General features: G+C 58.8%; 25 protein-coding genes. 23 read left to right on the forward strand and 2 right to left on the reverse strand.

Annotated features, from left to right (window positions below; translation table 11 throughout):
* Window positions 1–14: 14 nt before the first annotated feature.
* The 19 genes from plsX to B4056_RS06170 all read left to right on the forward strand — a co-directional run bounded on the left by plsX (window position 15) and on the right by B4056_RS06170 (window position 17,266).
* Window positions 15–1,061 carry a phosphate acyltransferase PlsX gene (gene plsX, locus B4056_RS06080; RefSeq protein WP_113655736.1) on the forward strand — a complete coding sequence of 349 codons (1,047 nt, stop codon included), beginning with the start codon at window positions 15–17 and terminating at the stop codon, window positions 1,059–1,061.
* Window positions 1,062–2,015: a beta-ketoacyl-ACP synthase III gene (locus B4056_RS06085; protein ID WP_094111374.1), complete on the forward strand. Its 954-nt coding sequence runs from the start codon at window positions 1,062–1,064 to the stop codon at window positions 2,013–2,015.
* 16 nt (window positions 2,016–2,031) lie between these two features.
* Window positions 2,032–2,964 (forward strand): ACP S-malonyltransferase, encoded by a 933-nt coding sequence (gene fabD, locus B4056_RS06090; protein ID WP_071668737.1) that lies wholly within the window; start codon window positions 2,032–2,034, stop codon window positions 2,962–2,964.
* A gap of 10 nt (window positions 2,965–2,974) precedes the next feature.
* A complete protein-coding gene (gene fabG, locus B4056_RS06095; RefSeq protein WP_288654113.1) occupies window positions 2,975–3,709 on the forward strand; it encodes a 3-oxoacyl-ACP reductase FabG in 735 nt (244 codons plus the stop codon).
* Window positions 3,710–3,862: 153 nt separating this feature from the next.
* Complete coding sequence (gene acpP / locus B4056_RS06100) at window positions 3,863–4,099, forward strand: acyl carrier protein (RefSeq protein WP_039383843.1); 237 nt, start codon at window positions 3,863–3,865, stop codon at window positions 4,097–4,099.
* An 84-nt stretch (window positions 4,100–4,183) separates the two neighbouring features.
* Complete coding sequence (fabF, locus tag B4056_RS06105) at window positions 4,184–5,425, forward strand: beta-ketoacyl-ACP synthase II (protein ID WP_094111375.1); 1,242 nt, start codon at window positions 4,184–4,186, stop codon at window positions 5,423–5,425.
* Window positions 5,426–5,540: 115 nt separating this feature from the next.
* Window positions 5,541–6,353 carry an aminodeoxychorismate lyase gene (gene pabC, locus B4056_RS06110; RefSeq protein WP_094111376.1) on the forward strand — a complete coding sequence of 271 codons (813 nt, stop codon included), beginning with the start codon at window positions 5,541–5,543 and terminating at the stop codon, window positions 6,351–6,353.
* Window positions 6,350–7,369 carry an endolytic transglycosylase MltG gene (mltG, locus tag B4056_RS06115; protein WP_094111377.1) on the forward strand — a complete coding sequence of 340 codons (1,020 nt, stop codon included), beginning with the start codon at window positions 6,350–6,352 and terminating at the stop codon, window positions 7,367–7,369. Before pabC ends, mltG begins: the two co-directional genes overlap by 4 nt.
* The gene (tmk, locus tag B4056_RS06120; RefSeq protein WP_039383850.1) at window positions 7,359–7,994 is read left to right on the forward strand and encodes a dTMP kinase; all 636 of its coding nucleotides are present in this window, start codon (window positions 7,359–7,361) and stop codon (window positions 7,992–7,994) included. Before mltG ends, tmk begins: the two co-directional genes overlap by 11 nt.
* On the forward strand, window positions 7,991–8,983 hold the full coding sequence (holB, locus tag B4056_RS06125) for a DNA polymerase III subunit delta' (RefSeq protein WP_039383853.1): 993 nt from the start codon (window positions 7,991–7,993) through the stop codon (window positions 8,981–8,983). Before tmk ends, holB begins: the two co-directional genes overlap by 4 nt.
* Before the next feature lie 15 nt (window positions 8,984–8,998).
* Window positions 8,999–9,790 carry a metal-dependent hydrolase gene (locus tag B4056_RS06130; RefSeq protein ID WP_113655506.1) on the forward strand — a complete coding sequence of 264 codons (792 nt, stop codon included), beginning with the start codon at window positions 8,999–9,001 and terminating at the stop codon, window positions 9,788–9,790.
* Window positions 9,791–10,070: 280 nt separating this feature from the next.
* A complete protein-coding gene (gene ptsG, locus B4056_RS06135) occupies window positions 10,071–11,504 on the forward strand; it encodes a PTS glucose transporter subunit IIBC (protein WP_039383858.1) in 1,434 nt (477 codons plus the stop codon).
* 179 nt (window positions 11,505–11,683) lie between these two features.
* Complete coding sequence (hinT, locus tag B4056_RS06140) at window positions 11,684–12,034, forward strand: purine nucleoside phosphoramidase (protein WP_039383861.1); 351 nt, start codon at window positions 11,684–11,686, stop codon at window positions 12,032–12,034.
* A gap of 17 nt (window positions 12,035–12,051) precedes the next feature.
* Window positions 12,052–12,417: a YcfL family protein gene (locus B4056_RS06145; RefSeq protein ID WP_039383863.1), complete on the forward strand. Its 366-nt coding sequence runs from the start codon at window positions 12,052–12,054 to the stop codon at window positions 12,415–12,417.
* An 11-nt stretch (window positions 12,418–12,428) separates the two neighbouring features.
* Window positions 12,429–13,028 (forward strand): penicillin-binding protein activator LpoB, encoded by a 600-nt coding sequence (lpoB, locus tag B4056_RS06150; RefSeq protein WP_071668740.1) that lies wholly within the window; start codon window positions 12,429–12,431, stop codon window positions 13,026–13,028.
* Window positions 13,009–13,830: a thiamine kinase gene (thiK, locus tag B4056_RS06155; protein WP_039383868.1), complete on the forward strand. Its 822-nt coding sequence runs from the start codon at window positions 13,009–13,011 to the stop codon at window positions 13,828–13,830. Before lpoB ends, thiK begins: the two co-directional genes overlap by 20 nt.
* 15 nt (window positions 13,831–13,845) lie before the next feature.
* Window positions 13,846–14,886 carry a beta-N-acetylhexosaminidase gene (gene nagZ / locus B4056_RS06160; protein WP_108569254.1) on the forward strand — a complete coding sequence of 347 codons (1,041 nt, stop codon included), beginning with the start codon at window positions 13,846–13,848 and terminating at the stop codon, window positions 14,884–14,886.
* Between the two features lie 243 nt (window positions 14,887–15,129).
* Complete coding sequence (locus B4056_RS06165) at window positions 15,130–16,434, forward strand: NAD(P)/FAD-dependent oxidoreductase (protein ID WP_071668742.1); 1,305 nt, start codon at window positions 15,130–15,132, stop codon at window positions 16,432–16,434.
* Window positions 16,435–16,723: 289 nt separating this feature from the next.
* Window positions 16,724–17,266: a glycine zipper 2TM domain-containing protein gene (locus B4056_RS06170; protein ID WP_039383872.1), complete on the forward strand. Its 543-nt coding sequence runs from the start codon at window positions 16,724–16,726 to the stop codon at window positions 17,264–17,266.
* A 66-nt stretch (window positions 17,267–17,332) separates the two neighbouring features.
* On the opposite strand, the gene mfd is transcribed toward B4056_RS06170, so the two are convergent.
* Complete coding sequence (mfd, locus tag B4056_RS06175; protein WP_039383874.1) at window positions 17,333–20,785, reverse strand: transcription-repair coupling factor; 3,453 nt, start codon at window positions 20,783–20,785, stop codon at window positions 17,333–17,335.
* 378 nt (window positions 20,786–21,163) lie between these two features.
* Here mfd and lolC point away from each other — a divergent pair, with 378 nt between their 5' ends.
* The 4 genes from lolC (at window position 21,164) to cobB (ending at window position 25,282) form a co-directional block, all read left to right on the forward strand.
* Complete coding sequence (gene lolC / locus B4056_RS06180) at window positions 21,164–22,363, forward strand: lipoprotein-releasing ABC transporter permease subunit LolC (RefSeq protein ID WP_039383875.1); 1,200 nt, start codon at window positions 21,164–21,166, stop codon at window positions 22,361–22,363.
* Window positions 22,356–23,060 carry a lipoprotein-releasing ABC transporter ATP-binding protein LolD gene (gene lolD / locus B4056_RS06185; protein WP_039383877.1) on the forward strand — a complete coding sequence of 235 codons (705 nt, stop codon included), beginning with the start codon at window positions 22,356–22,358 and terminating at the stop codon, window positions 23,058–23,060. The genes lolC and lolD overlap by 8 nt, the downstream gene beginning before the upstream one ends.
* Complete coding sequence (lolE, locus tag B4056_RS06190) at window positions 23,057–24,301, forward strand: lipoprotein-releasing ABC transporter permease subunit LolE (protein ID WP_039383878.1); 1,245 nt, start codon at window positions 23,057–23,059, stop codon at window positions 24,299–24,301. The genes lolD and lolE overlap by 4 nt, the downstream gene beginning before the upstream one ends.
* Before the next feature lie 147 nt (window positions 24,302–24,448).
* Window positions 24,449–25,282 carry a Sir2 family NAD+-dependent deacetylase gene (gene cobB / locus B4056_RS06195; RefSeq protein ID WP_071668743.1) on the forward strand — a complete coding sequence of 278 codons (834 nt, stop codon included), beginning with the start codon at window positions 24,449–24,451 and terminating at the stop codon, window positions 25,280–25,282.
* Between the two features lie 32 nt (window positions 25,283–25,314).
* Here cobB and potD read toward each other — a convergent pair whose 3' ends face one another.
* Complete coding sequence (potD, locus tag B4056_RS06200; protein ID WP_283341228.1) at window positions 25,315–26,355, reverse strand: spermidine/putrescine ABC transporter substrate-binding protein PotD; 1,041 nt, start codon at window positions 26,353–26,355, stop codon at window positions 25,315–25,317.
* Window positions 26,356–26,360: the final 5 nt, after the last annotated feature.

The raw sequence follows: 26,360 nt of genomic DNA on the forward strand, positions 1-26,360 counted from the left end.
CGCAAGGCGATACCTTGACACGTTTGACCCTGGCAGTTGATGCCATGGGCGGGGACTTCGGTCCCTGCGTGACAGTGCCTGCAGCCTTGCAGGCACTGGCCTCTCATTCGCAGCTGGTTCTTCTTCTGGTCGGCGATCCCGACACAATCTCGTCATTTCTTGCCAAAGCGGATTCCTCACTTTTGAGGCGTGTGCAGGTTATCCCTGCCGAATCGGTTATTGCAAGTGATGCGAAGCCTTCGCAGGCCATCCGTCAGAGCCGTGGCAGTTCTATGCGCGTGGCGCTGGAGCTGGTTGTGGCCGGTAAGGCGCAGGCCTGTATCAGTGCCGGTAATACCGGTGCGCTGATGGGGCTGGCTAAACTCCTGTTAAAACCGCTGGACGGCATTGCACGTCCGGCACTGATGACCGTTCTGCCCCATCAGCAGCAGGGCAAAACGGTCATTCTTGATCTGGGGGCTAACGTCGACTCTGACAGCGATATGCTGGTGCAGTTTGCCATCATGGGAGCTGTCATGGCGGAAGAGGTGCTGGAGATCCGGCAACCGCGCGTTGCGCTGCTCAATATTGGTCAGGAAGAGACCAAAGGGCTTGAGTCGATTCGCGCCGCATCTGCGGTTCTGCGGGCAAGCCCTCAGATCAACTATATTGGTTATCTTGAAGGTAACGACCTGCTGACCGGCAAAACAGATGTGCTGGTGTGCGATGGCTTTGCCGGTAATGTAACGCTGAAAACGATGGAAGGTGTGGTGCGGCTGTTTCTGTCGCTGCTGAAATCGTCAGGCGAAGGTAATAAAGGTAAAGGGACCTGGTGGCTGAAACTGCTGGGACGCTGGCTGAAAAAGCGTATGATCAGGCGTTTCGGTCATCTAAACCCCGACCAGTATAACGGCGCTTGTCTGTTAGGATTGCGCGGAACAGTGATCAAAAGCCACGGCGCGGCCAATATTCAGGCATTCGCTGTGGCGATAGAACAGGCAGAGCAGGCGGTGCGTAAGCAAGTTCCCGAAAGAATTGCCGCGCGCCTTGACGCTGTATTAGCCAGGAGTGACAAAGCGTAGATGTATACCAAAATTATCGGAACAGGCAGCTATCTGCCTGAACAGATCCGCACCAATGCCGATCTGGAAAAAATGGTGGAAACCTCAGACGAGTGGATTGTCACCCGTACCGGCATTCGCGAGCGCCGTATTGCTGCACCGGATGAAACGGTTGCCAGCATGGGCTTTAACGCCGCACAGCGCGCGCTGGTAATGGCCGGCGTTGCCGCCAGCGACATTGGTCTGATTATCGTCGCCACAACTTCATCCAGCCACGCGTTCCCCAGCTCCGCATGCATGATTCAGCAGATGCTGGAGATCAACGACTGCGCAGCCTTCGATCTTGGCGCCGCCTGTGCCGGCTTTACCTATGCGCTGAGCGTTGCCGATCAATATATTAAAAACGGGGCGGTTAAACACGCGCTGGTGATTGGTGCTGATGTCCTGGCGCGTACGCTTGATCCCAGCGATCGCGGGACAATTATTCTGTTTGGCGACGGCGCGGGCGCCGTGGTACTGGGCCAGAGCAGCGAGCCGGGTATCCTCTCGACCCATCTGCATGCCGATGGCCGCTATGGCCAGCTGCTGACCCTGCCTTATCAGGATCGCGCGCGTCAGGATGAACCTGCCTACCTGACCATGGCGGGTAATGAAGTCTTTAAAGTTGCGGTAACCGAGCTGGCGCATATCGTTGATGAGACGCTGCAGGCGAATAATCTCGATCGCAGCGCGCTCGACTGGCTGGTGCCGCATCAGGCAAATCTGCGCATTATCAGCGCAACTGCCCGTAAACTCGGCATGGGCCTGGACAAAGTTGTGGTCACGCTCGATCGTCACGGAAACACCTCTGCGGCTTCGGTGCCGAGCGCGCTGGATGAAGCAGTGCGTGATGGCCGCATCAAGCCGGGACAACTGATTTTGCTGGAAGCCTTTGGTGGTGGTTTTACCTGGGGTTCTGCGCTGGTACGCTTTTGATTGACAGGAAGGACAGATGACGCAATTAGCTTTTGTTTTCCCGGGACAGGGATCTCAGACCGTTGGCATGCTGGCTGAACTCGCTGCTGACAACCCTCAGGTTGAAGCGACGTTTCGCGAAGCGTCTGATGCGCTGGGCTACGATCTGTGGCAGCTGGTTCAGCAGGGGCCGGCTGAAGAGCTGAACAAAACCTGGCAGACGCAGCCCGCTTTGCTGGCAGCTTCAGTCGCTATCTATCGCGTCTGGCAGCAGAAACAGGGCGCTCAGCCGGTGCTGCTGGCAGGCCACAGCCTGGGTGAGTACTCGGCGCTGGTTTGCGCAGGCGTGCTGGCGTTTGCAGATGCCATTAAGCTGGTAGAACTGCGCGGCAAGCTGATGCAGGAGGCGGTTCCGGAAGGGACGGGAGCTATGCAGGCAATTATCGGTCTCGATGATGAGGCGATTCGTAAAGCCTGTGAAGAGAGTGCGCAGGGTGAAGTGGTCTCGCCGGTGAATTTCAACTCGCCAGGCCAGGTGGTGATTGCCGGTAACAAAGACGCCGTTGAGCGTGCTGGCGCTGCCTGTAAAGCGGCCGGCGCGAAACGTGCGCTGCCACTGCCGGTCAGCGTGCCATCGCACTGTGCGCTGATGAAGCCTGCTGCAGTTAAGCTTGCTGTTGCGCTTGAAGAGATCGCCTTTAATGCGCCAGATGTGCCGGTAGTGAATAACGTTGATGTCAAATGCGAAAACGATGCTGCGGCTATCCGCAACGCGCTGGTACGTCAGCTTTATAGCCCGGTACGCTGGACCGAATCAGTACAATTTATTGCAGAACAGGGTGTGACTCAGCTGCTGGAGATGGGTCCGGGCAAAGTCCTGACCGGTCTGACCAAACGGATTGCTGATAACCTGACGGCTACTGCCGTGAACGATCCTGCGTCGCTTTCTGCGGCTCTCTCTCAGGAATAAGAGGAAAATCATGAATTTTGAAGGTAAAGTTGCGCTGGTAACGGGCGCAAGCCGCGGTATTGGCCGGGCCATTGCAGAGACACTGGCGGCGCGCGGCGCAAAAGTTATCGGCACAGCAACCAGCGAAAGCGGAGCTGAAGCCATCAGCGCCTATCTTGGCGTCAACGGCAAAGGCCTGGCGCTGAACGTGACGGATGCGGCCTCTATCGACGACGTGCTGGCAAAAGTGCGCGCTGAATTTGGCGAAGTGGATATTTTAGTCAATAATGCAGGCATCACGCGTGACAATCTGCTGATGCGCATGAAAGATGATGAGTGGGATGATATTCTTAATACCAACCTGACATCAGTTTTCCGCCTCTCCAAGGCGGTCATGCGTGCCATGATGAAAAAACGTGTGGGCCGTATCATTACCATCGGTTCTGTAGTTGGGACCATGGGTAACGCGGGCCAGGCTAACTACGCTGCAGCAAAGGCGGGTTTAATTGGCTTTAGCAAATCACTGGCGCGTGAAGTCGCGTCACGTGGCATTACCGTAAACGTCGTGGCTCCGGGCTTTATTGAGACGGACATGACGCGTGCACTGAATGAAGATCAGCGCTCGGGCATTCTGGCAGAAGTGCCTGCAGGCCGTTTAGGCGACCCGCAGGAAATTGCCAATGCTGTTGCATTCTTAGCCTCTGACGAAGCAGCCTACATCACAGGTGAAACGCTGCACGTCAATGGCGGCATGTACATGGTCTGATAATCACGAAATCATTTGCATTATTTGCGGTAAACACCGCAGAATAGCGCAAAATCGTGGTTCGACCAGCCGGGATTTTGTTGCATCTTTTTCACCATTTTATACACTACGAAAACCATCGCGAAAGCGAGTTTTGATAGGAAATTAAATAGTATGAGCGATATCGAACAACGCGTTAAGAAAATCGTAGCTGAGCAGCTGGGCGTTAAAGAAGACGAAGTGGTTAACACTGCTTCTTTCGTTGAAGACCTGGGTGCAGATTCTCTTGACACCGTTGAGCTGGTAATGGCTCTGGAAGAAGAGTTTGATACTGAAATTCCAGACGAAGAAGCTGAGAAAATCACTACCGTTCAGGCAGCGATCGATTACGTCACTAGCCATCAAGGCTAATGAATATCTTCAGGCGGTCATATGACCGCCTGAGTTTTATGTTTGCCCCACATAGCGTTATTTTTCCCTCCCTGGAGGACGAACGTGTCTAAGCGTCGTGTAGTTGTGACCGGTCTTGGCATGTTGTCTCCTGTCGGCAATACCGTAGAGTCTACCTGGAGTGCTCTCCTTGCCGGTCAGAGCGGCATTACCCTGATCGACCATTTTGATGCCAGTGCTTATGCAACGCGTTTTGCGGGCCTGGTGAAAGATTTTAATTGTGATGAGTACATCTCGCGGAAAGATCAGCGCAAGATGGACGATTTCATCCAGTATGGTATCGCGGCTGGCATTCAGGCTATGGCGGACTCCGGTCTGGTCGTAACTGATGAGAATGCCGGACGTATCGGCGCGGCTATTGGTTCAGGTATTGGCGGACTGGGTCTGATCGAAGAGAACCACAGCTCGCTGGTTAAAGGCGGCCCGCGCAAAATCAGCCCGTTCTTCGTACCTTCTACCATTGTTAATATGGTCGCCGGTCATCTCACTATTATGTATGGCCTGAAAGGCCCGAGTATTTCGATTGCAACGGCCTGCACCTCAGGCGTACATAACATCGGCCACGCTGCACGTATCATTGCTTACGATGATGCTGATGTGATGCTGGCGGGTGGCGCAGAGAAAGCCAGTACGCCTCTGGGTGTTGGCGGCTTTGGCGCGGCGCGTGCGCTCTCAACACGAAACGACAATCCGCAGGCGGCCAGCCGTCCGTGGGATAAAGATCGTGACGGGTTTGTACTGGGTGACGGCGCCGGTATTGTGGTTCTGGAAGAGTATGAGCACGCCAAAAAGCGCGGTGCGAAAATCTATGCTGAAATCGTTGGTTTTGGCATGAGCAGCGATGCTTACCACATGACGTCACCGCCGGAAGATGGCTCAGGCGCCGCTGCAGCGATGGTCAACGCGCTGCGTGATGCCCGACTCGACCCGGCTCAGATCGGCTATGTTAACGCGCACGGCACCTCTACGCCAGCCGGTGATAAAGCTGAAGCGCAGGCGGTGAAATCCGTATTTGGCGCGTCAGCGCACAGCGTTATGGTCAGCTCGACCAAATCGATGACGGGTCACCTGCTGGGTGCTGCCGGTGCCGTAGAAGCGATCTATTCGGTTCTGGCGCTGCGCGACCAGATTGTACCGCCAACCATCAATCTGGATAATCCGGATGAGGGTTGCGATCTGGACTTTGTGCCGCATACGGCGCGTCAGGTTAGCGGTCTGGAGTATACACTATGTAACTCCTTTGGATTTGGCGGCACCAACGGCTCGCTGATCTTCCGCAAGGTATAATCGCTATTCTGCCGAACAGAGGCCCGCAATGCGGGCCTTTTTTCTGATCTGCTCTTCAGCACAACTGTCCGGGCAGGTGAGATCATTTCAGGGCTGACTGCCTGAGGAGCGCGCGGTGTGGATTAACGGTATCCCGCAAACAATGCTGCCGGCCAGCGATCGAGCTGTCCAGTTTGGCGACGGCTGTTTCACCACGGCCGCCGTGCGTAACGGCAGCGTCGTGATGGCTGAGGCGCATCTGCAGCGCCTGGAGCAGGGGTGCAGGCAGCTTCTGCTGCCGCTGCCCGACCTGACGCTGCTGGCAGATGAAATGCGTTGCATTGCGCAGGGTCACGACCGGGCAGTGATGAAGATCATCCTGACGCCGGGAGCTGGCGGACGCGGCTACAGCCGGCGCGGCTGTCAGGACCCGGTGCGCATCCTCTCGCTCTCCCCCTGGCCGCACCATTACGCCGCGCTGCAGCAGCAGGGGGTGAGGCTGATTACCAGCCCGGTGCCGCTGGCGCGCAATCCGCTGCTGGCGGGCATCAAACATCTCAACCGGCTGGAGCAGGTGATGATTCGCCACCACCTTGATGAGACGGATGCTGATGAGGCGCTGGTACTGGACACCGCGGGATGCGTGGTAGAATGCTGCGCTGCCAATCTCTTCTGGCGCCGCGGCAACCAGATTTTTACGCCTCACCTTGGCCAGGCGGGCGTAAACGGCATTATGCGACGTTTTCTGATGGCGCAGCTGGCGGCCAGCGGCCAGGCTTGTCAGGAAATCAGCGCGCCGCGCGAAAGCGTACTTGGCGCTGATGAAGTCGTGATCTGTAATGCACTGATGCCGGTGCTGCCGGTGCGGCAAATCGATAACATTATTTTCAGTGAACGCACGTTGTACCAGCAACTTTTTACCTGTTGCCAGAAAATGGACGTAACATGAGTCGAATCAAAAAAATTATTGCGGGCGCGGCAGTTATCGCTGCCGCCGCTGCCGCGTTTAGCTACTGGCAGACAGAGCGCCTGGCAGATACGCCGCTGACCATTCACCAGGAAACGCTCTATACGCTGCCGGCGGGTAGCGGACGCGTTGTGCTGGAAGCGCAGCTGGAGAGTCAGCATATTATTCCGCACACTATCTGGTTTGGGCCGTTGCTCAGGCTGCAGCCGGAGCTGGCGGAGTTTAAAGCGGGTACCTACCGGCTGGAACAGGGCATGACCGTACGTCAGCTGCTGCAGCTGCTGGCCAGCGGTAAAGAGGCGCAGTTTCCGCTTCGTTTTATCGAGGGCTCACGCCTCAGCGAGTGGCTGAGCGAGCTGCGCAAAGCGCCTTATCTGAAGCATACGCTGCCGGACGACAGCTTTGCCAGCGTAGCGGCGGCGCTGAAGCTGGACGCGGCACAGCTTGAAGGCAGCTTCTATCCCGACACCTATCTCTATACTGCCAATACTACGGACGTGGCGGTGCTGACGCGGGCGCATATCCGCATGAACAAGCTGGTCGATGAGGTCTGGCAGACGCGCATGGCGAATCTGCCCTACAAAGCGCCGCGGGATCTGGTGACGATGGCGTCAATCATCGAGAAAGAGACCGGCGTAAGCGAGGAGCGCGCGCGGGTAGCGTCAGTATTTATTAATCGTCTGCGGACCGGAATGAAGCTCCAGACCGATCCCACCGTTATCTACGGGATGGGTGAGCGCTATAACGGCACGCTGACGCGCAGCGATCTCGACACGCCGACCGCCTATAATACCTACAGCATCAGCGGCCTGCCGCCGGGACCGATTGCGATGCCCGGACGCGCCTCGCTGGAAGCCGCTGCGCATCCGGAAAAGAGCAGCTATCTCTATTTTGTTGCGGATGGCAAAGGCGGGCATACCTTTACCACCAACCTTGCCAGCCATAACCGGGCGGTACAGGCTTATCGTCAGGCGCTGAAGGAAAAAAATGAAGAGTAAGTTTATTGTCATTGAGGGGCTGGAAGGCGCCGGCAAAACCACCGCGCGCGAGGCGGTGGTGGAAGTTTTGCAGCAGCACGGTATCCACGACATTGTCTTTACCCGTGAGCCGGGCGGCACACCGCTGGCGGAACAGCTGCGGGTGCTGGTAAAGCAGGGTATTGAAGGTGAACAGGTTACCGACAAAGCGGAGCTGCTGATGCTTTACGCCGCCCGGGTGCAGCTGGTGGAGAACGTGATCAAACCGGCGCTGGCGCGCGGCGCGTGGGTGGTGGGCGATCGTCACGATCTCTCTTCGCAGGCGTATCAGGGCGGTGGCCGTGAAATGGATGCCGCGCTGATGACCACGCTGCGCGATGCGGTGCTGGGCGATTTTCGCCCCGACCTCACGCTTTATCTCGATGTGACGCCGGAAATCGGATTGCAGCGCGCCCGTGCGCGCGGCGCGCTGGACCGCATTGAGCAGGAGTCGCTGCGCTTTTTCGAGCGGACCCGCGCGCGCTACCTTGCGCTGGCGCAGGCGGACGCCAGCATCGTCACTGTTGATGCAACGCAGGCTATCGATGAGGTGACAACGTCACTTAAAGCGGCCCTGCATCGCTGGCTGGCCGGGCAGCGCCCATGAACTGGTATCCGTGGCTGAACCAGCCCTACCGGCAGATTATTGCCCGTCACCAGGAGGGCGCAGCGCATCATGCGCTGCTGCTGCAGGCAGCTGAAGGTATGGGGGATGACGCGCTGGTGTGGGGCGTTAGCCGCTGGCTGATGTGTCAGCGGCGGGAAGGCGCTAAAAGCTGCGGCACGTGCCACGGCTGTGAACTGATGCAGGCGCATACGCATCCGGACTGGTATCGGCTGGAAGCAGAAAAAGGAAAGGCGTCGCTGGGCGTGGATGCTGTGCGCGACGTTACGGAAAAGCTCTATCATTTTGCGCAGCAGGGCGGTGCGAAAGTGGTCTGGCTGCCGGACGCCGCGCAGCTGACGGAAGCGGCTGCCAATGCGCTGCTGAAAACGCTGGAGGAGCCACCCGCAAACTGCTGGTTCTTTCTCAGCGTGCGTGAGTCCTCCCGGTTGCTGGCTACGCTGCGCAGCCGCTGTCTCAGCTGGCCGCTAATTCCGCCGGAGGAGTCGCAGAGCCTCGCCTGGCTGGGCCGTGAAGTAACACAGCCAGAAGCGGCGCTGCGCGCTGCGCTGCGTCTGAGCGGCGGTGCGCCCGCCGCAGCGCTGGCGCTGCTGCAGCCCGCGCGCTGGCAGACGCGTCAGGCACTGTGCGATACGCTGATCGCGGTGCTGAATGATGACATTCTGCAGCTGCTGCCTGCGCTGAACAGTGATGACGTGGCCGATCGCCTCAGCTGGCTTATCTCGCTGCTGGTGGACGCCATGAAAATGCAGCAGGGTGCTGCGGCGTGGCTGAGTAATGGTGACCGGCCTGATGTGGTGACCGCGCTGGCCCGGCGGCTGAACAGCAGTGCCCTGAACAGCAGCGCACAGCAGTGGCTCGCCTGTCGTGAGCAGCTGCTGCACGTGACGTCGCTTAACCGCGAACTTATTCTGACCGACCGGCTGCTGGCGTGGAGCCGTTTACTGGCACCGCCTGTCATTAGCCCGTAATTATCTGAGAAAATTATGTTTATCGTTGATTCCCATTGCCACCTTGATGGCCTTGACTATGAAAGTCAGCACCGCGACCTGGATGACGTTATCGCCAAAGCCGCCGCGCGCGACGTAAAATTTATGCTGGCAATTGCCACCACGCTGCCAGACTACTATCGCATCAAAGCGCTGGTCGGCGAGCGACAGAATATTGCGCTGGCCTGCGGCGTACACCCGCTGAACCAGGATGAACCCTGGGATGTGGCGGAGTTTCGTCGCCTGGCAGCGGAAGAGCAGGTGGTAGCGCTGGGTGAAACCGGCCTCGACTACTTCTATCAGCAGGAGACCAAAGCGCAGCAGCAGGCCGCTTTCCGCGAACATATTCGCACCGGTATTGCGCTGAATAAGCCGATCATCGTGCATACCCGGGACGCCCGCGACGATACGCTGGCGATCCTGCGTGAAGAGCAGGTCGAAAAGTGCGGCGGCGTGCTGCACTGTTTTACCGAAGATCGCGCAACCGCAGCTAAGCTTCTGGATCTCGGCTTTTATATCTCCTTCTCCGGTATTCTGACGTTCCGTAATGCGGAGCAGATCCGCGACGCCGCGCGCTTTGTGCCACTGGATCGGATGCTGGTAGAGACAGATTCTCCCTATCTCGCGCCGGTGCCGCATCGCGGTAAAGAGAACCAGCCTGCATTTACCCGCGACGTGGCCGATTATATGGCGGTGCTGAAAGGAGTGGATATCGAGACCCTGGCCGCGACGACTACGCAAAATTTCTCACGCCTGTTTCACATCCCCATGGCGCGTCTGGGCGCCTGACCTTTATTTCAAACGCTGTAATTAATCCGTAATGAACAGCCTGTGTCAGGTTATTCCCGACGCAGGCAGTGTTTTATTGCGCTATTATCCGGCAGGTCAGTCAGAAAGTGTTGAAAGCTGCCGGCTCTCATTGAGGAAACGTGATAGCCGTCAAAGTAACGCGCCCCCATTTATTTTACTCTTCGTAATAAATCAAAAGACGCTCAGCGTCATCCGGCTGCGGAACCTCCCCCGCTGCCACGCGCATCGCGCAACTATGCACTCATACTCAGGAGCTTCTATGTTCAAGAACGCATTTGCGAACCTGCAGAAAGTAGGTAAATCGCTGATGTTGCCGGTATCGGTTCTGCCGATTGCCGGTATTTTGTTAGGTGTTGGTTCTGCAAACTTCAGCTGGCTGCCGGCCGTGGTCTCCCACGTTATGGCCGAGGCGGGCGGATCGGTGTTCGCCAATATGCCGCTGATTTTTGCGATCGGTGTGGCGCTGGGCTTTACCAATAACGACGGCGTCTCAGCGCTGGCGGCGGTTGTCGCTTACGGCATTATGGTTAAAACGCTGGCGGTCGTGGCACCGCTGGTACTGCATCTGCCAGCCGCAGAGATTGAAGCGAAACATCTGGCGGACACCGGCGTACTGGGTGGGATCATTGCCGGTGCGATCGCTGCCTATATGTTTAACCGCTTTTACCGTATCAAGCTGCCGGAGTACCTCGGCTTCTTTGCCGGTAAACGCTTTGTTCCGATTATTTCCGGTCTGACCGCTATCTTTACCGGTATTGTGCTGTCGTTTATCTGGCCACCGGTAGGTACGGCAATTCAGGATTTCTCCCAGTGGGCTGCGTATCAGAACCCGGTTGTCGCTTTTGGCATCTACGGCGTGATTGAGCGTGCGCTGGTGCCTTTCGGCCTGCATCATATCTGGAACGTTCCTTTCCAGATGCAGATTGGTGAGTTCACCAATGCGGCCGGCCAGGTATTCCACGGCGATATCCCGCGTTACATGGCGGGAGACCCGACTGCCGGTAAACTCTCAGGCGGCTTCCTGTTTAAAATGTATGGTCTGCCGGCTGCTGCTATTGCTATCTGGCATTCGGCGAAGCCTGAGAACCGTGCCAAAGTTGGCGGTATCATGATCTCTGCCGCGCTGACCTCGTTCCTGACCGGTATTACCGAACCGATTGAGTTCTCTTTCATGTTCGTGGCACCGATCCTCTACGTGATCCACGCGATTCTGGCAGGTCTGGCGTTCCCTATCTGTATCCTGCTGGGTATGCGTGACGGTACCAGCTTCTCGCACGGCCTGATCGATTTTATCGTCCTGAGCGGTAACAGCAGCAAAATCTGGCTGTTCCCGATTGTTGGCATCATCTACGGCCTGGTTTACTACACCGTTTTCCGCGTGCTGATTGTAAAACTGAATCTGAAAACGCCAGGTCGTGAAGATACCGCGATTGAGCAGAGCAGCGTCACCGGCAGTGAAATGGCGGGCAAGCTGGTCAGCGCCTTTGGCGGCAAAGAGAACATCACCAATCTGGATGCCTGTATTACCCGTCTGCGCGTCAGCGTGGCCGATGTGGCAAAGGTTGATCAGGCTGAGCTGAAAAACCTGGGCGCCCGCGGCGTGGTAGTTGCCGGTTCCGGTGTACAGGCTATCTTTGGCACTAAATCAGATAATCTGAAAACGGAAATGGATGATTACATCCGCAGCATGTAACGCCTTTGCAGTAAGATTGTGCACCGTTACTGAAAACCCCCTCCCGTGAGGGGGTTTTTGTTTGTCTGCGCGACGCTGTAAAAGCAGCCAGTCAGTGAAGAAAAGCCGGGAGAAGGTTGAAAGAAGCGGATTTTCTCGCGCATACTGCCAGACTGACTCAGGTAAAAAGGAACCGCACCATGGCTGAAGAGACTATTTTCAGTAAAATCATTCGCCGTGAAATTCCGGCCGATATTATCTACCAGGATGAACTGGTCACCGCCTTTCGTGATATTGCACCCAAAGCGCCCACTCACGTGCTGATTATCCCTAATGTCCTGATCCCCACGACGAACGACGTTAAGCCTGCGCATGAACATGCGCTCGGGCGGATGATCACCGTGGCGGCGAAAATTGCCCGCGATGAAGGCATTGCTGAAGATGGCTATCGCCTGATCATGAACTGCAATCGCCACGGCGGTCAGGAGGTCTATCATATACACATGCACCTGGTGGGTGGTGAACCCCTGGGCCCGATGCTTGCTTATTAACCTCAGGCGGACCTGATATGCGTCGATGGCTGAGCGGCCTGCTATTATTGACTCTGGCAGGCTGCAGTAGTGATAAACCGATGATTAATACCTCGCAATCGCTGGTGATGGAGTCATCCGTGCTGTCAGCGGGGATTATTACTGACGAGCCACAGCTTACCAGCCGCGACGGTCAGCTGCAGGCGGCCAGCACGCTGCAGAATCTGCGTGAAGCGCCTGTTACGGTTCATTATCGTTTCTACTGGTATGACGATAAGGGACTGGAAATTGAGCCGCAGGAGCCGGCACAGACGCAAACTGTTCCCGCACACGGCAGCGTGATGGTGGCTTCGCAAATGGGCAATCTTACCGCCAGCAAAGTGCGGCTTTATCTTTATCTCTAAGGAGTAACCCCGTGATCCGCAGTGTTCAACGTTCTGGCGCGCTACTGTTTGCGCTGATGCTTACCGGCTGTGTGGTAAAACAGCAGACGCCGGCGCCGGTCGAACCGACGCAGCCGACGACCCCGGTTCAGCCGGAACCGCAGCCGGAGCCGCAACCCGTGCCGCCGCCACAAAATGTGCCGCAGCCCCCTAAGCTAAAGACCATTAACTGGAGCGCCAGCGTCTCACCGCTGGTGGCCAATATGGTGCAGTCTGCCGGGGTGAATCCGGGCAGCGTGCTGCTGGTCGATCGCCTTAAAAACAGCACCAACGGCGCGCTGCAGACCGAAAAAGCCACCAGTGCCATTCAGAGCGCGCTGGCGAACAACGGCAAGTTTACCCTGGTATCTGATGATCAGCTGAATCAGGCTCGCCAGACGCTGGGCCTCTCACCGGAAGATAGTCTGAACTCGCGCAGCAAAGCGATTGGACTGGCGCGCATCGTCAACGCGCAGTATGTGCTTTACAGCAATGCGAAAGGCGAGGTGAAGTCACCCACGCTGCAGATGCAGCTGATGCTGGTGCAGACCGGCGAAATCATCTGGTCAGGTAATGGTGCAACACAACCCTGATCCCGCACTGGTTGACCTGGTGCAGCAACAGTGGCCGACGGCACCCGCCGCCGGCTATTTTTTCGCGCTGCCGGGTCTGAGCGGCAACAGTTTTCAGATTGCGGGCGGGCAGGAGACGCTGCTGGCCCGGCGCACGCCTCTGCAGCCGATTCCTTTTGTTAACCGGCAGCGCGAATACCGTATTTTACGCCAGCTGCGTAACGCCGGCCTGGGGCCGGAGCCGCTCAGCTGGCGCTCCCCGTGGCTGCTGCAGCGCTGGCTGCCGGGTGAGGCGCTGACGCCTGCCGCCTTTGACGCACAGCGCAGCGCAATAGTGGCGCTGGTAAGCACGCTGCACCGGCAGCCGCTGACCGGCTATCCCCTGCGGCTGCTGCCGCTGTTGCAGCTCTACTGGCAGCGCTGCCGCCAGCGGCACTGGCGCTGGCTGGCGCGCCTGCAGCGGCTGCAGCGACAGGGGGAACCGCGCCCGCTGCGCCTTGCGCCGCTGCATATGGACGTCCATCCGGGCAATGTGATCGCGACGCCAGCCGGGCTGAGGCTGATTGACTGGGAGTATGCAGCCGATGGCGACGTGGCGCTGGAGCTGGCTGCCATCTGTGCATGGGCGCCGGCGCAGGCAGCGGCGTGGACAGAAGAGTATGCCGCACGGACGCACATGGATGCGGCCGTGCTGGCGCGTCAGATCGCGCGCTGGCAGCCGTGGCTGCAGCTGCTGATGGCGAGCTGGTATCAGCTGCGCGCCGAGCAGAGCGGCGAGGCAACTTTACAGCAGCTGGCGCAGACCAGCTGGCAGGATATTTAATTCAGGAACTGAGCTATGACAATCAATGCACCCGGCCCGCTGATGCTGGACGTGGCGGGCTATACGCTGGACGCAGAAGAGCGCGAGATATTGCAGCACCCGCTGGTGGGCGGACTTATTCTGTTTACGCGCAACTTTCATGACGTTGCTCAGCTCCGCGAGCTGGTGCGTCAGATCCGCGCCGCTTCCCGTAACCGGCTGGTGGTGGCGGTGGATCAGGAAGGCGGGCGCGTGCAGCGTTTCCGCGAAGGCTTCACGCAGCTGCCGGCAATGCAGTCCTTTGCTGCCCTGCACGATTTGACTGCGGCAGGCGAGCTGGCGCAGCAGGCGGGCTGGCAGATGGCGGCGGAGATCACCGGGCTCGATATCGATATCAGCTTTGCACCGGTGCTCGATATCGGCCACATCAGCGCCGCAATCGGCGATCGGGCGTTTCATGCCGATCCGGCCATTGCGCTGCAGATCGCGCGGCGCTTTATTAACGGCATGCGCGAAGCCGGTATGAAAACCACCGGTAAACATTTTCCCGGCCACGGCGCGGTCAGCGCGGATTCGCATAAAGAGACACCGCGTGATACGCGCGACGCCGCCACGCTGCGCCAGCACGATATGGCTATTTTTCAGCAGCTCATCAGTGAACAGCTGCTGGATGCGGTGATGCCGGCCCACGTTATCTACACCCAGGTCGATCCGCTGCCCGCCAGCGGCTCGCCTTACTGGCTGCAGCAGGTGCTGCGTCAGGAGCTCGCCTTTGACGGCGTGATCTTCTCCGACGATCTCTCAATGGAGGGCGCCGCCGTGATGGGCAGCTACGCCGAACGGGCGCAGCAGTCGCTGGATGCCGGTTGCGATATGATTCTGGTCTGCAACCAGCGGGCGGGCGCCATTAGCGTGCTGGATAATCTGCAGGCGGGTCCGGCAGAACGTATTGCACGGCTCTGGCATCGCGGGCAGCATACGCTGGATGAGCTGCAGAGCAGCGCGCGCTGGCGGCAGAATCAGCGTCAGCTCAGCGATCTGCAGGCGCGCTGGCTGGCGCATAACGCACAGCAGTAAGCGTTGCGAAGCGCCGCGTTCCCTGGGGGAATGCGGCGTTTGTCGTGTGATGCTATTCACAAAACGTGTAACATTCTGATAATCCCCGCGAAAGATTGATCTGCATCAATTTCCTTATGATCTGGTTAGACCGGCGTGATATTCTGCCCTCAGCGCGCGATTAAACATCGCCAACCCTATGTTTATTAAGGTTTTATTTAACCATTAATTAACTTTTGGTTTACAACTTTGAGGGGGTCTGCATTGACTACAACCATGGAAAAGATCGTCATTATTGGCGGAGGCGCCGGTGGCCTGGAGCTGGCAACGCAGCTGGGGCATAAGCTGGGGCGCAGCAAAAAAGCGGAGATTATTCTGGTTGACCGCAACCACAGTCATCTCTGGAAACCGCTGCTGCATGAGGTGGCGACCGGCTCTATGGATGAGGGCATTGACGCGCTGAGCTATCTGGCTCACGCCCGCAACCACGGCTTTCAGTTTCAGCTGGGCTCGCTGACGCAGATCCATCGCGATCGCAAAACCATTGAGCTGGCGGAAATCCGCGACGCTCAGGGCGAGATTCTGGTGCCGCAGCGTGAGCTGGCGTGGGACCGTCTGGTGGTGGCGCTGGGCAGTACGTCCAATGATTTCGGCACCCCGGGCGTAAAAGATCACTGCATCTTCCTCGACAATCCGCATCAGGCGCGTCGCTTCCATAATGAGATGCTGAATCAGTTCCTGCGTTTTTCTGCCAGCGAAGGTGAGCTGCAGAAGGTCAATATCGCCATTGTTGGCGGCGGCGCCACCGGCGTGGAGCTCTCCGCTGAACTCTACAATGCGGTGAAGCAGCTGCACAGCTACGGCTACAAAGGTCTCGACAGCAGCGCGCTCAACGTCACGCTGGTGGAAGCGGGTGAGCGCATTCTGCCCGCGCTGCCACCGCGCATCTCTGCGGCGGCCCATCAGGAGCTGACCAAACTGGGCGTACGCGTTCTGACGCAGACCATGGTGACCAGCGCCGATGCGAAAGGGCTTAACACCAAAGAGGGTGAGTATATTGCTGCCGATCTGATGGTGTGGGCAGCAGGCATCAAAGCGCCTGACTTTATGAAAGAGATCGGCGGCCTGGAGACCAACCGCATTAACCAGCTGGTGGTTAAAGAGACGCTGCAGACCACGCGCGATGAAAATATCTACGCGCTCGGCGACTGCGCCTCCTGTGCGCTGCCAGGTGGCGGCTTCGTGCCGCCGCGCGCGCAGTCGGCGCATCAGATGGCGTCACGGGTGCTGGATAACATCCTCGCACAGCGTAAAGGCAAGCCGCTGAAAGCGTACGTTTATAAAGATCACGGCTCGCTGGTTTCGCTGTCGCGCTTTACCACCGTGGGCAGTCTGATGGGTAACCTGATGCGCGGCTCAATGATGGTGGAAGGGCGCATTGCGCGCTTTGTCTACATCTCTCTGTATCGTATGCACCAGATTGCGCTCCATGGATACTTCAAGACCGGCCTGATGATGCTGGTTGGCAGTCTGAACCGCGTACTGCGTCCGCGACTTAAACTGCACTAATCAATAGCGGGCGACATAATGTCGCCCGCTCCCTTTTTGCCCGCAATAAGCTGCTGATAATCATCAGTTCACCGCAACATTACCCGCCCCGAATCCGCGGCTCGGAACTCTCCTAAAAGCTGGCCCTGCTGCGCTTACGCTGCGTTTCCTCCATTAATCTGATGTTGCAATTCCGGACCATCTGCAAAACTTATCTTCAGGAACACGGCGCGGCGCGCACGCCGGTTATGCCTCCGCTACAGCCTGTAGCGACGGGAATGCGCGGTAACACTGTCAGGAGGATATTCCTGTGAATAAATCAATGCTTGCGGGTATCGGAATCGGCGTAGCAGCAGCGCTGGGCGTGGCGGCGGTCGCCAGCATGAACGTGTTTGATCGCGGTCCGCAATTTGCTCAGGTGCTGTCAGCCACCCCGATTAAAGAGAGTATCAAACAGCCGCGTCAGGAGTGCCGTAACGTTACGCTGACGCACCGTCGTCCGGTACAGGATGAGAACCGCATTGCCGGTTCAGTGCTGGGTGCCGTCGCTGGCGGCGTGCTGGGTCATCAGTTCGGCGGCGGTCGCGGTCGCGATGTGGCTACCGTAGCGGGTGCGCTGGCCGGCGGCTACGGCGGTAATCAGGTGCAGGGCGCTCTGCAGGAGCGGGACACCTACACCACCAGCGAACAGCGCTGCAGAACGGTATACAGTAAACAGGAAAAGATGCTGGGTTATGATGTGACCTATAAAATAGGCGACCAGCAGGGCAAAATCCGTATGGAGAATGACCCTGGCACCCGCATCCCGCTTGATCGCAACGGTCAGCTCATCCTGAATTCGAATCAGGCCTGATTGGGCAAAGCTATTTCACAGCAAACCAGATAAAAAAAGCGCCGTAAGGCGCTTTTTTCTTTTGCATCAGCCCGCCGGCAGCCGGTGCTTTGCCAGTTCGGTGATAAACTCCTGAACCCACTCCATGCGCAGCTTGCGTTCAGCCAGATCGCGCGTGAAGCGCAGCCGCGTCGGGCCATCCAGCTTCCACTGTGCCGGATCTTTCTGCAGCAGGCTAATCAGCCAGCCGGGATCGATCTGGTTCTGCGGGGCAAACTCAAAGAAGCCGCCTTTGTCACTGGCTTCAATTTTGCGCACGCCCAGCTCGCGCGCGGCCAGGCGCAGCGCGGCGATATCCAGCAGATTGCGCGCGGCGTCAGGCAGTTTGCCAAAGCGGTCAATCATCTCTACCCGCAGTTCAGCCAGATCCTGCTCGTCGGCGGCGCTGGCAACCCGCTTATAGAGTGAAAGACGGGTGCTGACATCGGGAATGAAATCGTCGGGCAGCAGCGCCGGCATCCGCAGTTCAATCTCGGTCTGATTGCTGGTGAGATCTTCCAGCGACGGCTCGCGTCCCGCTTTCAGAGCATCCACCGCATTTTCCAGCAGCTCCATATAGAGCGTAAAGCCGATGCTCTCCATCTGACCGCTCTGATCCTCGCCCAGCAGCTCACCGGCGCCGCGGATTTCAAGATCGTGCGTCGCCAGCGCAAAGCCGGCGCCTAAATCTTCCAGCGAGGCGATCGCCTCCAGCCGCTTCTGGGCATCGGTGGTCATCGCTTTCGGGTGCGGTGTCAGCAGCCAGGCGTAGGCCTGATGGTGCGAGCGGCCAACGCGCCCGCGCAGCTGGTGCAGCTGCGCCAGACCAAAGTGATCGGCACGTTCAATGATGATGGTGTTGGCGCTGGGTACATCGATACCGGTTTCAATGATGGTGGTACAGACCAGTACATTAAAACGCTGATGATGGAAATCGTTCATTACCCGCTCCAGATCGCGCTCGCGCATCTGGCCGTGACCAATCGCGATACGCGCTTCCGGCACCAGATCCGCCAGCCGCTGCGCCGCTTTCTCAATGTTTTCCACGTCGTTATAGAGGTAGTAAACCTGACCACCGCGCAGCACCTCGCGCAGAATCGCTTCGCGCACCACCAGGCTGTCATATTCGCGCACAAAGGTTTTCACCGCCAGGCGACGGGCAGGGGGCGTGGCGATAATCGACAGATCGCGCATGCCGCTCATCGCCATATTCAGCGTACGCGGAATAGGCGTAGCGGTCAGCGTCAGGATATCGACGTCGGCGCGCATCGCCTTGATGCGCTCTTTGTGCCGCACGCCAAAGCGGTGCTCTTCATCCACAATCAGCAGCCCGAGGTCGCGCCATTTGAGATCGCTCATCAGCAGTTTGTGCGTGCCGATCAGAATATCGATTTTGCCTTCGCTCGCCTGCTCCAGCACCTGTGCCTGCTCTTTCGCGCTGCGGAAGCGTGACAGCATCTCGATACGCACCGGCCAGTTGGCAAAGCGATCGCGGAAGTTGTCATAGTGCTGCTGCGCCAGCAGGGTGGTGGGAACCAGTACCGCCACCTGCTTGGTGTTCTCCACGGCCAGAAACGCCGCGCGCATCGCCACTTCCGTTTTACCAAAGCCCACGTCGCCACACACCAGGCGATCCATGGCCAGCGGCTGGCACATATCACTCAGCACGGCGTTAATTGCCTGCGCCTGGTCCGGCGTGGTTTCAAACGGGAAGCCCTCGCAGAACAGCCGATACTGCTCGCGATCGTGCTTAAAGGCGTAGCCGCTTTTCGCAGCACGCTGGGCGTAGATATCCAGCAGCTCCGCCGCCACGTCGCGTACCTTTTCCGCCGCTTTCTGCCGCGCGCGTGACCAGGCGTCGCTGCCCAGCTTGTGCAGCGGCGCATTTTCATCGGCGCCACCGGCGTAGCGGCTGATCAGATGCAGTGAGGAGACCGGTACATAAAGCTTGGCGTCGCCGGCGTAGGAGAGCATCAGGTACTCCGCCACAATCCCGCCAGCCTCCAGTGTGGTGAGTCCGATATAACGTCCGACGCCGTGCTCCAGATGCACCACCGGCTGCCCCGGATGCAGCTCCGCCAGGTTGCGGATCAGCACGTCCGGATTGATGGTGCGGCGATTATCCTGCCGGCGACGGCTGACGCGCTCGCCCAGCAGATCGCTTTCACAGATCAGCGCGCGATCGCGCAGCGTATCGATAAAGCCACGCTCGCTGGCGCCAATCATCAGGCTGTAAGGCTGAGCCGCCGCTTCGCTGAAGTGTTCAACCGGCTGAGGGCGTAGCTTAATGCGCGCCAGCAGCTCCTGCAGGCTTTCCCGGCGGCCTTCGCTCTCTACCGAGAAAATCACCTGGCCGCTGAACTGCTCCAGAAACTGGCGCAGCAGGTCGAGTGGGGCTTTCGCCTGGGCCTGCACGGTAAGCTCCGGCAGCGGTTCATATGCCAGGTTGGTATTGGCGGCTTTTTCCGGCAGCGTTTCTGCCGTGAGCTGCATGCGCGGCCAGGCTTTCAGTTCGCTGAGCAGCGCATCGGGCCGCAGCCAGAGCGTGGCCGGCTCCAGCAGCGGGCGCATCGGGTCGATGCGCCGGTTTTCAAAGCGGGCGTGCGCATCCTGCCAGAAGCGATCCGCGCTGCCAGGCAGATCGCCGCAGTTCAGCACCAGCGTGCTGGCGGGCAGGTAGCTGAACAGCGTGGGCAGCGGCTGCTCAAAAAACAGCGGCTGCCAGTATTCGATGCCGGAGGGCAGCGTGCCTTTACTGACCTGCTGATAGATATGCTCCGGCTCGCGGCGCACGTCGAAAATCTCGCGCCAGCGGGTGCGAAACAGCTCAATCGCCGCTTTGTCAGTGGGAAATTCGTGCGCCGGCAGGAGATTAATCGCATCCACTGACTCCAGCGTGCGCTGGCTGTCGACGTCGAACAGGCGCAGGCTGTCAATTTCATCATCAAAAAAGTCGATGCGATAGGGCTGGTCGCTGCCCATCGGGAAGAGATCGAGCAGGGCACCGCGCGTGGCGTATTCGCCATGCTCCATCACCTGATCGACGTGGCGGTAACCCGCCTGTTCCAGCTGATCGCGCAGCGCGTCGCGGGACAGTTTTTGTCCCTGCTGCATCACCAGCGCGTGCCCGTGCAGGAAGCTGTGCGGGCAGACGCGCTGCATCAGCGTATTGACCGGCAGAATCAGCATGCCGCGAGCCAGCATCGGCAGCTGGTAAAGCGTAGAGAGGCGCGCTGAAATAATATCCTGATGGGGCGAAAAGCTGTCGTAGGGCAGCGTTTCCCAGTCCGGCAGATTAATCACCGGCAGGTCGGTAAACTGACGGATCTCCTCCTGCAGCCGCAGCGCGGACTGCATATCCGGGGTGATCATCAACACCGGACCCTGATGGCGTTCGGTGATACTGGCGCACTCAACCGCCTGCGCGGCGCCCACCAGCTGGCCGAGCTGACGATGGTCTCCTGCTTTGGCAGGCAGGGTATAACGATGCTGTTCCGACATAGGGTCTCGACGTGCTCTCCTTGTATTTCAGGGCGTCATCATTCCATAAACCGCCCTGATGATCATCTCTCCATTGTGCCCGCAGGCAGGCCGGAAGGGAGCGACAGCGACTCCGCGCTATCAGCCTGACAGATATAATAGTCCCGATATGCCAGTGATGGTATGCGCGCGCCGCCAGCGGCAACCGTTCGTACAGCTTTTATCCGGCCGCACGGCGGGGCAGAACCGTTGCGGCGAAAGAAATCTCTCCTGTGGCGCGGCAGGGACGCATTTTGATGCAACTTCGCTCATCACTCAGTGGGTTAGAGGTTTCATAAAGCAGGCGGCTCCATTATCATCCCTCTACCTTATTATCAGGCAATGGCCAGAACGGAACTCATGTATCAACCAGTTGCGCTATTTATCGGTTTACGCTACATGCGTGGACGGGCTTCAGACCGCTTCGGTCGCTTCGTCTCCTGGCTCTCAACTATCGGTATTACCCTGGGCGTAATGGCGCTGGTGACCGTGCTGTCGGTGATGAACGGCTTTGAGCGTGAGCTGGAGGGGAATATCCTGGGGCTGATGCCGCAGGCGCTCATTACCAGTGACAAAGGCAGTATCGATCCGCAGCAGCTGCCGGCTGACAGCCTGAAGCTGCAGGGCGTCACGCGCGTTGCTCCCCTGACCACGGCCGATGTGGTGCTGCAGAGTGCGCACAACGTCTCGGTCGGCGTGATGCTGGGGGTTAATCCGGACGAACCCGATCCGCTCACGCCTTACCTGGTTAACACGCAGCAGCAGGTGCTGCAGGCGGGCAAATATAATGTGATCCTCGGTGAGCAGCTCGCTGCACAGCTCGGCGTGAAGCGGGGCGACGCGCTGCGTCTGATGGTGCCTTCGGTCAGCCAGTTTACGCCGGTCGGGCGCCTGCCCAGCCAGCGCATCTTTACCGTTGCCGGGACTTACGCGGCAAATAGTGAGGTAGATGGTTACCAGATCCTCGTTAATCAGCAGGATGCATCGCGCGTTATGCGCTATCCGGCAGGCAGCATCACCGGCTGGCGGCTCTGGCTGGAAAAGCCGCTGAGCGTGGATACGCTGAGTACCCAGCCGCTGCCGCAGGGCACGGTGTGGAAAGACTGGCGCGAGCGCAAAGGCGATCTTTTCCAGGCCGTACGCATGGAAAAAAATATGATGGGGCTGCTGCTGAGTCTGATTATCGCCGTAGCGGCGTTCAATATCATCACCTCGCTGGGTCTGCTGATTATGGAGAAGCAGGGCGAAGTGGCGATTCTGCAGACGCAGGGCTTAACCCGGCGGCAGATTGTCGCGGTCTTTATGGTGCAGGGCGCGAGTGCCGGTATTATTGGCGCGCTGCTGGGTGCGCTGCTTGGCGTGCTGCTTGCCAGCCAGCTGAACACGCTGATGCCGGTCATCGGCCTGTTTCTCGATGGCGCGGCGCTGCCGGTGGACATCAATCCCTGGCAGGTGGTGATGATCGCCCTGATTTCAATGACGGTTGCGCTGCTCTCAACCCTTTACCCCTCCTGGCGCGCTGCCGCCGTTCAACCCGCTGAGGCTTTACGTTATGAGTAATACCCCTTTGTTGCAGTGTCGCGACCTGTGCAAACGCTATCAGGAAGGCAGCGTGCAGACCGACGTGCTGCGCAACGTGGCTTTCAGCCTGCAGCCCGGCGAGCTGGCGGCGATTGTCGGCAGCTCCGGCTCTGGTAAAAGTACGCTCCTGCATCTGCTGGGCGGGCTGGATGCGCCGACCTCGGGCGACGTGGTGTTTGATGGCCGCTCGCTTAATGGCATGAGCGCCGCCGCAAAAGCGGAGCTGCGCAACCGCGAACTGGGCTTTATCTATCAGTTCCATCACCTGCTGCCTGACTTCAGCGCGCTGGAGAACGTGGCGATGCCGCTGCTGATTGGCAAAACCGCCAAAGCGGAAGCTGAGAGTCGCGCCCGCGAAATGCTGGCGGCGGTCGGGCTGGAGAAGCGCGCCGCGCATCGTCCTTCTGAGCTCTCAGGCGGCGAGCGTCAGCGCGTGGCGATTGCCCGGGCGCTGGTTAACCGTCCACGTCTGGTGATGGCGGATGAGCCCACCGGCAATCTCGATGCGCGCAACGCCGACGCGATATTTGAACTGCTGGGCGAGCTTAACGTGCGTCAGGGCACGGCGTTTCTGGTGGTGACTCACGATCTGCAGCTGGCAAAACGGCTGACGCGGCAGATGGAGATGCGTGACGGACAGCTGAGCGATCGCCTGACGCTGGGAGCAGAGGCATGACCTCTTCACTCTCGCTGTTGCTGGGGCTGCGTTTCAGCCGGGGCCGGCGGCGCGGCGGCATGGTATCGCTGATTTCAGTGATCTCCACCGTGGGAATTGCGCTGGGCGTGGCGGTACTGATCATCGGCCTCAGCGCCATGAACGGTTTTGAGCGTGAGCTGAATAACCGCATTCTGGCTGTCGTTCCGCATGGTGAAATTGAGCCGGTCGAAGGGCCGCTGCGCGACTGGCAATCTCTGATTGCCCCGATGGAGCAGGTGCCCGGCATCGCGGCGGCGGCCCCCTACGTTAATTTTACCGGATTGATTGAGAGCGGCGCCAGGCTACAGGCGCTGCAGGTCAAAGGGGTTGATCCGCAGCAGGAGTCGCGTCTCAGCGCACTGCCGCAGTTTGTCGCCGGCGACGCCTGGGCACAGTTTGCCGCCGGCAGGCAGCAGATTATTTTGGGCGGCGGTATCGCCAAGTCACTGAACGTGAAGCAGGGCAGCTGGATCACCATCATGATCCCTAACAGCAGCGCGGATAATAAGCTGCAGCAGCCAAAGCGCATCCGGCTGCAGGTCAGCGGTATTCTTCAGCTGAGCGGCATGCTCGATCACAGCCTGGCGCTGGTTCCGCTGGCGGATGCGCAGCGCTATCTGGGCCTGGGCGACAGCGTCAGCGGTATCGCACTGAAGATGAGCGATCCGTTTCAGGCGCAAAAGCTGGTGCGCACGGCCGGTGAGGTAGCCCACGCCTATGTTTATATCAAAAGCTGGATTGGCACCTACGGCTATATGTATCGCGATATCCAGATGATCCGCGCCATTATGTATCTGGCGATGGTACTGGTGATTGGCGTCGCCTGTTTCAATATCGTTTCCACGCTGGTGATGGCAGTTAAAGATAAGAGCGCAGACATTGCCGTACTGCGTACCCTGGGGGCTAAAGATGGGCTTATCCGCGCTATCTTTATCTGGTACGGGCTGCTGGCGGGCCTGCTGGGCAGCGTCAGCGGCGTTGTCACCGGTGTGCTGGTGGCGCTGAACCTGACGCCGGTGATGCGCGGCATCGAACATCTGACCGGGCATACGCTGCTGGCAGGCGATATCTATTTTATCGATTTTCTGCCGTCGGAACTGCACTGGCTGGATGTTGTCATTGTACTGGTAACCGCTATCGTGCTGAGCCTGATCGCCAGCTGGTACCCGGCGCGACGCGCCAGCCGCCTCGATCCGGCCCGCGTGCTGAGCGGTCAGTAACCGCCCGGACGCAGCCGCTCCGGCGGCTGCGTCCGGTTTCAGCGCCTGCGTACGACGGAGTCGCCACGCAGTCGCTATTACCGGGACAGCATTGCCCACTACAACACCCGAAACACGGCGTACTGCGCCGCAGATCAAGGAGTTTTTATGCGCATACAGCGCCGCCGCCTGAGGCTCGCCCGCGACCGGAAAAACCGCCGTAAAGTGCATCAGCGCTTTCGCCAGCGCATCTTTGAGCGCGATCGCAGCGCTGAACTCGCCGCGCATCCGCTGCCGCGCGTGGTGGTACTGACCGGTGCCGGCATCTCTGCTGAATCGGGCATTCGTACTTTTCGCGCCTCCGACGGCCTGTGGGAAGAACATCGTATTGAAGATGTTGCTACGCCGGAGGGCTTTCGCCGCGATCCGGCGCTGGTGCAGCGCTTTTATAATATCCGCCGCCAGCAGCTGCAGCAGCCGGAGATCCAGCCTAACGCCGCACATCTGGCGCTGGCAGAGCTGGAACAGGCGCTGGGCGATAACTTTCTGCTGGTCACACAGAACATCGATAATCTGCACGAGCGTGCCGGCAGCCAGCGCGTGCTGCATATGCATGGCGAACTGCTGAAAGTGCGCTGTGAGGAGAGTGGCCAGGTGGTGGCGTGGCATCGCGACGTGACCGCCGACGATCGCTGCACCTGCTGCCAGTTTCCGGCGCGGCTGCGGCCGCACGTGGTGTGGTTCGGCGAAATGCCGCTCGGCATGGAAGAGATCTATGAGGCGATGCAGCAGGTGGATCTGTTTATCGCCATCGGCACCTCAGGCCATGTCTATCCTGCCGCCGGATTTGTACATGAAGCCACGCTGCAAGGCGCGCATACGGTTGAGCTGAACCTGGAGCCAAGTCAGGTGGGCAATGAGTTTGCCGAAGGAAAATATGGCCTGGCGAGCGAAGAGGTACCGGCGTTTGTGCAGCGCCTGCTGCAGAGCCTGGAGCACTAAACCGGGCGCCTGTGCGGCGCCCGTTACGCCTTTCAGCGGCCCGCTTTCAGCTTCTGAAACAGCGTTTCATACTGTATGCTGGCGGCTCCGACATCATTCTGCCACTCGCCTTTTCTGATGACGTCAGCAGGCGGATAGAGTGACGGATCCTGCGCAACGGCCGCAGGCAGCAGCTTTTTTGCCGCCAGATTTGGCGTCGGGTAACCGATGGTTTCCGCCACCTGAGCTGCCACATCGGGGCGCAGCAGGAAGTTAATCAGCTTCAGCGCCCCCTCCCGGTTTTTCGCATTGGCCGGGATCGCCAGGTTATCCATCCAGAAAATGCCGCCTTCTTCCGGCCAGACAATGCTCAGCGGCGTGCCCGCCTGACGCGCCACGTAAGCGGAGCCGTTCCAGATCATACCGACGTTGACTTCGCCCTCCATAAACGGGTTGCCCGGATTATCGGAGTTAAACGCCAGCACGTTCGGCATCAGCTTTTTCAGCTCTTCTGACGCGGCAGCGATCTGCGCCGGGTCCTGCGTGTTGCCGGAATAACCGAGCTTGCGCAGCGCCACCTGGAACACTTCGCGCGCATCGTCCGTCAGCAGCAGACTCTGCTTATATTCCGGCTTCCAGAGGTCGGCCCAGCGGGTGATCGTTTTAGGATCGATCTCATCGCTGTTGACACCGATAGCGGTCGCGCCCCAGATATAGGGAATGGAGTAGTCGTTATCGGGATCGAACGGCTTGTTGAGCAGGTCGGGATCGAGATTCTTAAAGTTGCTCAGCTGCGATTTATCGATCTTCTGCAGCATCCCCTCATTGCGCATTTTGGCGACAAAATAGGTCGAAGGCACCACCAGATCGTAAGCGCCATCTTTCCAGGTTTTCAGCTTGGCGTACATGCTCTCATTGGATTCATAGGTGGAGTAGATCACTTTGATCCCGGTCTCTTTGGTAAACTGCTCCAGCAGACCCGGCGGCACATACTCCGTCCAGTTATAGAAGTAGAGCGTTTTATTGTCAGCCTGCGCGCTCTGCATACACAGCGCCATCGCTCCCGCTATCAGCCAGCAAGCGTGTTTTTTCATGGGGT

The organism is Pantoea sp. UBA7232 (assembly GCF_002473195.1).
Lineage (GTDB): Bacteria > Pseudomonadota > Gammaproteobacteria > Enterobacterales > Enterobacteriaceae > Pantoea > Pantoea eucrina.